Origin of the sequence: Parvibaculum sp. (assembly GCF_035511255.1) — a bacterium.
Taxonomy (GTDB): Bacteria; Pseudomonadota; Alphaproteobacteria; order Parvibaculales; family Parvibaculaceae; genus Parvibaculum.
The window spans coordinates 1-5,879 of sequence record NZ_DATKFR010000144.1; the positions used below are offsets into that span (position 1 = coordinate 1).

The following is a 5,879-nucleotide window of genomic DNA, read 5'->3' on the forward strand; positions in this document are numbered from 1 at the left end:
TTCCGTCTTCGGCGCGGATGGCGCGTTCTTGATCTCGACTTGCGGCTCCGGCGCCTCCTTCGCCTCCGTTTTCGGTGGCGCCCCCGGCGTGCGGCTGAGGTCCGTGCCGCCGGATTCGCGATGAAGTGACGGCTTTGGCGGCTCAGGTTCCGTTTGCGGAAGCGGCTTCTGCGGCTCGGGCTTCTTTTCGTGCTCTGGCAGCTTCGGCACCGGACGGGGCTTCGGTGGCACCAGTTCCACGGAAATGGCCGGCGGTTCCACGGGACGGTGGGGCGGCGAAGGCGGCAGCCGAATGAAAAGGGCCGCCAGGATCGCCGCATGGATGAGCAATGCCAGCAGAAGCTCGGTCGCGAACGCCGGCCCACTGGTTCGGACCGTCGCCGGCTCGTCGAGGACCAGTCGGCCGGTCCCATGGGGTCCCGCCTTCAGCTCAGGCAAGCCGGCATCCACTCCGCGCAACTCCACTCACGACGCCCCCGGGGGCGCAGTCTGCCGGGTCGCCGGGTTTTCCGAAAGGGGGCAAAGGTTGAAAGACGGTAACGAACGCCGTCAACGAACACTGAACCGCTTCAGCCGTCCGCGCGAGCCGCGCGACTACTGCGACAGGCCGATCTGATGCTGATGACCAATGTGCCGAAGGATTGTCGCGGCTAGGCGCCGTGCCTCGCCCGATAGGCGAAGGCCGACAGCAGAAACCGCGCACCGAGAATGAGCGCGTCGGCATCGACCGCATGGGCGAGGTTCGGCATCGCCTGCCCGGCCGCGACGACACCCGCCTCGGCGAGCGCCTTCACCGCGACATGCATCCCGTAGACGGGCGCGATCTCGTCGAGCTCGCCGTTGATGAGCATGACGGGCGGCCGCGAGGTGACGTCCTTCTTCAACTGTTCACGACCGACGAGCCCGCCCGCATAGCCGAGCACGGCGGCCGGCGCCATCTCGCGCCGCAACCCGACATGGAGCGCCATCACGGTCCCCTGACTGAACCCGACCAGCGCAAGACGGGAACCATCGAGACCGAGCCGCGCAAGTTCGCCGTCGATGAATTGATCGACGACCGGCTGCGCGGCCACCGCGTCGTCATAGAGGCGCGGGTCCGTGCCCGGCCGCTTGCCGATCCATTGAAAGCCGCCATCCTTCGCAACCGTCGGCCCATCCGGTGCGACGAAGGCAACACCGGGCATCGACGCCTGCCAGTAATCGGCAAAGGATATGAGGTCGGCGCCCGTCGAGCCGTAGCCATGCAGAAAGACGACGAGCCATCTTGCGTCGCTGTGGTCCGGATCGCGCCGAAGGGTGTTGAGCATTGCAACCTCACTCGCGGGCAGCATAAGCCTTCAACCGCGCGCTCGCTTCCGTGATGATCGCGTCCTGCTTGCAGAAGCAGAAGCGCGAGGTGATGGGGCGCGGCGGCGGGATTGCCGTAGAACGCCGAGAGCGGGATGGCGGCGACGTGCGCCTTCAGAGGCGGCTGTTATCTCCGCTCTCTCCCTCCGCCCTATTCCTGAGGTTCCCTAAAACAACGCAACGGGAAATTTCTCAAGCGATCGATCTACATCAACCCCAACTGCGGAAAGAGACCGACCCTGATCGGCAGCGAGATTTATCAAAAGAAGCAGCAGTTGAGATGTTGTTCGAGTGCACTGAACATCTCCACCGTAGCTTAGAACCAGATCGAAGCTATCGGCCGATGACGACGACCTACGTGCCCGAATGTCTAACCCCTCTCCGACGGGCAGAAAAAGTTCATCGTCGCGCTCAAAGAGATAAATGCTTGCAATAAGCGCATGCAGAAACGGAAAGGAATCCACCTTAACAAGAACTGCGGTGCCTTTAACCGTGACGTCCGTGATTGCACAGGCAAATAACTCATCAATGCTCTTTATAGAATCCAAGGAAATTGTCGCGGATTCATCTAAAGGTTGGGAGGCGCCAATCTTGATCATTCGCCCGTAACTTTCTTAGCATATCCCTTCAGCCGCGCACTCGCTTCCGTCAAAATCGCGTCCTGCTTGCAGAAGCAGAAGCGCGCGAGGTGATGGGGCGCGGCGGCGGGATTGCCGTAGAAGGCCGAGAGCGGAATGGCGGCGACTTTCGCTTTTACGGTGATGTCGCGGCAGAACTCTTCATCCGTGCCGTTGAAGCCGAGCGGACGGAAATCGGCGGAGATGAAATAGGTGCCATCGGTCGGCAGCACGTCGAAGCCTGCTTCGCGCAGACCCTTCGCCATCAGGTCGCGCTTGGCTTCGAGCGATCCGGCGAGGCCGGCGAAATAGCTGTCGTCCTTGCCGAGCCCGTAGGCGACGGCGGATTGCAGCGCCGGCGGCGTCGTGAAGGTCACGAACTGGTGCGCCTTGATGATCGGCGTCATCAGATGCTCGGGTCCGGTGATGTAACCGATCTTCCAGCCCGTCAATGAGAAGGTCTTGCCGGCCGAGCCGATGCGGACGCAGCGCTCGCGCATGCTGGGCAAGGTCATCAGCGGGATGTGCTTGTGGCCGGAGAAAACGAGATGCTCATAGACCTCGTCGCAGACGGCATAGGCGTCATATTTCAAAACGAGATCGGCGATCGATTGCAGCTCCATCCGCGTGAAGACCTTGCCGGTCGGGTTCATCGGCGTGTTGAGCACGATGAGCTTCGTCTTCGCCGAAAAAGCGGCGGCAAGCTTGTCGAGCGGCAGCGACCAGAGGGGGGGCTCCAGCGAGATCGAAACAACCTTCGCGCCCATCGCTTCGATGATCGGCTTGTAGCTGTCATAGGCGGGCTCGAGAATGATCGCCTCGTCGCCCGGATTGAGGAGCCCCATCAGGCAGTCGTTCAGCGCCTCGGTCGCGCCCGAGGTCACCAGCACCTGTTTCTGCCAGTCGATGTCGAGCCCGTAGAAGCGCTTGTTGGCGGCGGCAACGGCCAGGCGTAGAGCCGGCAGGCCCGGCATGGGCGGATACTGGTTCGGCCCTTCGACGATCGCCTTCGCGGCGGCGGCGCGAACGTCGTCCGGCCCCTCGTCATCCGGGAAACCCTGACCGAGGTTGATAGCGCCATGCTCCGTCGCCAGAGCGGACATGACCGTGAAGATCGTGGTCCCCAGATTTCCGAAAACGCTGTTTACCGGCCGCATTCCGCCTCACGCTCCGCTTGGTTGGTCATGCTCGCACCTCCGCCGGCTGGCGGGTTCAGGGCGCGCCGGAGCATGTCAAAGGCGGTCCCGGGGCGCAAATTCATTGGAAGCCTCTTTGAGCGCACCCGAATTGCACATTTTTTGATCAAATAGCCTATGATGTCAGCACGACCATTGGACGCGCCATGGGCGTTGCTTATCCACAGCATCGCAAGGTCTTGATTCAACAAAACATTCGCGCCGGTGTGGAGTGGCATGACCCATGCTATCAGGGCAGGAGAAGCCGGCGGACGCTGCGACCAAAGTTTATAAGGACTCAAGGAATGAAGAAGATCGAGGCGATCATCAAACCGTTCAAGCTCGACGAGGTGAAGGAAGCTCTTCAGGAAGTCGGGCTTCAGGGCATCACGGTGACGGAGGCGAAGGGATTCGGACGTCAGAAGGGCCACACCGAACTCTATCGCGGTGCCGAATATGTCGTGGATTTTCTGCCGAAGGTGAAAATCGAGGTTGTGCTCGACGATGCACTGGTGGCAAAAGCCGTCGAGGCCATCCAGCAGGCCGCGCGCACCGGCCGCATCGGCGACGGCAAGATTTTCATCTCCACCGTCGAGGAAGCCATCCGCATCCGCACGGGCGAGACCGGCACGGAAGCTATCTAAAGGCGCTGGGGCGCACTCTCTAACTTCACACCAGTACAGAACACCCTCTACAAATCACAAAGCACGGGGACAGCGAAATGGCTGATTACGGCTCCATTCAGCAGACCATCAAGGAAAAGGACGTCAAATACATCGATCTGCGCTTCACGGATCCTCGTGGCAAGATGCAGCATGTGACGTTCGACATCGGTTTCTGCGACGAAGACTTCTTCGCCCAGGGCACCATGTTCGACGGCTCGTCCATTGCGGGCTGGAAGGCGATCAACGAGTCCGACATGGTCCTGCTGCCCGATCTCAGCACGGCCGTCATGGACCCGTTCTATGCGCAGAACACGCTCGCCATCATCTGCGACATCGTTGAACCATCGACCGGCGAACTCTACGCCCGCGATCCGCGCTCGACCGCGAAGCGCGCCGAAGCCTTCGTGAAGTCGTCCGGTATCGGCGATACCGTCGTCTTCGGTCCCGAAGCCGAATTCTTCATCTTCGACGACGTCAAGTTCTCGACCTCGCCTTACAAGACGGGTTTCGAACTCGACTCGATCGAACTGCCGACCAACTCCGACACGCATTACGAGGTCGGCAACCTCGGCCACCGCGTCCGCACCAAGGGCGGCTACTTCCCGGTGAACCCGATCGACAGCGCACAGGACCTCCGCGGTGAAATGCTCACCGTCATGCAGGAGATGGGCGTCGTCATCGAAAAGCACCATCACGAAGTCGCCTCCGCGCAGCACGAACTCGGCACGAAGTTCCAGACGCTGACGACGGCCGCCGACCACATGCAGATCTACAAGTATGTGATCCACAACGTCGCCCAGGCCTACGGCAAGACGGCGACCTTCATGCCGAAGCCGGTCTTCGGCGACAACGGCTCGGGCATGCATTGCCACCAGTCGATCTGGAAGGCGGGCAAGCCGCTCTTCGCCGGCAACAAGTATGCCGACCTGTCGCAGGAATGCCTGTGGTACATCGGCGGCATCCTGAAGCATGCCAAGGCACTCAACGCCTTCACCAACCCGTCGACGAACAGCTACAAGCGCCTCGTCCCGGGTTATGAAGCCCCTGTGCTGCTCGCCTATTCGGCTCGCAACCGTTCGGCCTCCTGCCGTATTCCGCACGGCACGTCGCCGAAATCGAAGCGCATCGAAATCCGCTTCCCCGATCCGACGGCGAACCCCTACCTCGCCTTCGCGGCGATGTGCATGGCCGGCCTCGATGGCATCGAGAACAAGATCGATCCGGGCCAGCCGATGGACAAGGACCTCTACCACCTGCCGCCGGAAGAGCTGAAGCAGATCCCGACGGTCTGCGGTTCGCTCCGCGAAGCGCTGAAGTCGCTCGAAGCCGACAACGCCTTCCTCACCAAGGGCGGTGTGTTCACCTCCGAGCAGATCGAAGCCTATACGGACCTGAAGTGGGAAGAGTGCCTGCGTTACGAAATGACGCCGCACCCGGTCGAATTCGACATGTATTACAGCGTCTAAGTCACTTCACGGTGGACTGGACGGAAAGGCCGGAGCGAAAGCTCCGGCCTTTTTCTATGCGCGAACGAGACTAAAATCCGTACCACAGATACGAACGGCACCATCCGCGACGACGAGGCCGAGCGCCCTCGCCTTTCGAAGGCAGGCCTCCGGATCGTCGACGGCGATGTCGAGACCGACCACCCCGGTTCCGTCTTCGTCCACCGGCTCGACGAAACGGATGACGCCGCGCGCGAGCCGAAGCTCCGGACCGCGCGGCCCTTCCACCGCATTCGCATCAAGGAACTCGCCCCATCGTTTCGCCAGAGCAGCCGGCGAGCGGGACTGAATTGCGACACCGAGCAATGCGGTCGCGCTCGCGGAACGCGCGGCTCGCCAGTCGCGGCCTGCCGCAGGCCAGTCGCTATCGCGATCGAACCAGTTGTCGCCGCCGGTGACGGAGTCCACCGAGGTCAATACACCGCCGAAATCGCCCGGGTGAAAATGGGTGAAGACGTAGTCGCCGTCATGAGCCGCGATCTTGCGCGCGCCGAGGCCGAGAATGCGCGCCCGCTGCGTGGCAGCGTCTGCCGATTGCAGGATGACCATGTAGCCCGCATCGCCGCCGCG

6 protein-coding genes and 1 pseudogene are annotated in these 5,879 nt (G+C 61.9%); 2 read left to right on the top strand and 5 right to left on the bottom strand.

Annotated features, from left to right (window positions below; all coding sequences use genetic code 11):
- From VMR03_RS05065 to VMR03_RS05080, 4 genes and pseudogenes are all read right to left on the bottom strand, one after another.
- Positions 1-438: pseudogene (locus tag VMR03_RS05065) on the bottom strand (hypothetical protein); the annotation flags it as partial.
- Positions 439-650: 212 nt separating this feature from the next.
- Positions 651-1,307 (bottom strand): phospholipase, encoded by a 657-nt coding sequence (locus VMR03_RS05070; protein ID WP_325402903.1) that lies wholly within the window; start codon positions 1,305-1,307, stop codon positions 651-653.
- Positions 1,308-1,514: 207 nt separating this feature from the next.
- Entirely contained in the window at positions 1,515-1,946 is a 432-nt protein-coding gene (locus VMR03_RS05075) for a hypothetical protein (protein WP_325402905.1), read from the bottom strand.
- Entirely contained in the window at positions 1,943-3,121 is a 1,179-nt protein-coding gene (locus VMR03_RS05080) for an aminotransferase (protein ID WP_325402907.1), read from the bottom strand. The genes VMR03_RS05075 and VMR03_RS05080 overlap by 4 nt, the downstream gene beginning before the upstream one ends.
- Before the next feature lie 323 nt (positions 3,122-3,444).
- On the opposite strand from VMR03_RS05080, the gene VMR03_RS05085 reads away from it, so the two are divergent.
- Both VMR03_RS05085 and glnA read left to right on the top strand, forming a co-directional pair.
- Positions 3,445-3,783, top strand: coding sequence for a P-II family nitrogen regulator (locus tag VMR03_RS05085; protein WP_152215926.1), 339 nt, complete (start codon positions 3,445-3,447; stop codon positions 3,781-3,783).
- 77 nt (positions 3,784-3,860) lie between these two features.
- Positions 3,861-5,270, top strand: coding sequence for a type I glutamate--ammonia ligase (gene glnA / locus VMR03_RS05090; protein ID WP_325402912.1), 1,410 nt, complete (start codon positions 3,861-3,863; stop codon positions 5,268-5,270).
- A 54-nt stretch (positions 5,271-5,324) separates the two neighbouring features.
- Here glnA and VMR03_RS05095 read toward each other — a convergent pair.
- A partial coding sequence (locus VMR03_RS05095) for a hypothetical protein (RefSeq protein WP_325402914.1) occupies positions 5,325-5,879 on the bottom strand: 555 nt, incomplete at its 5' end.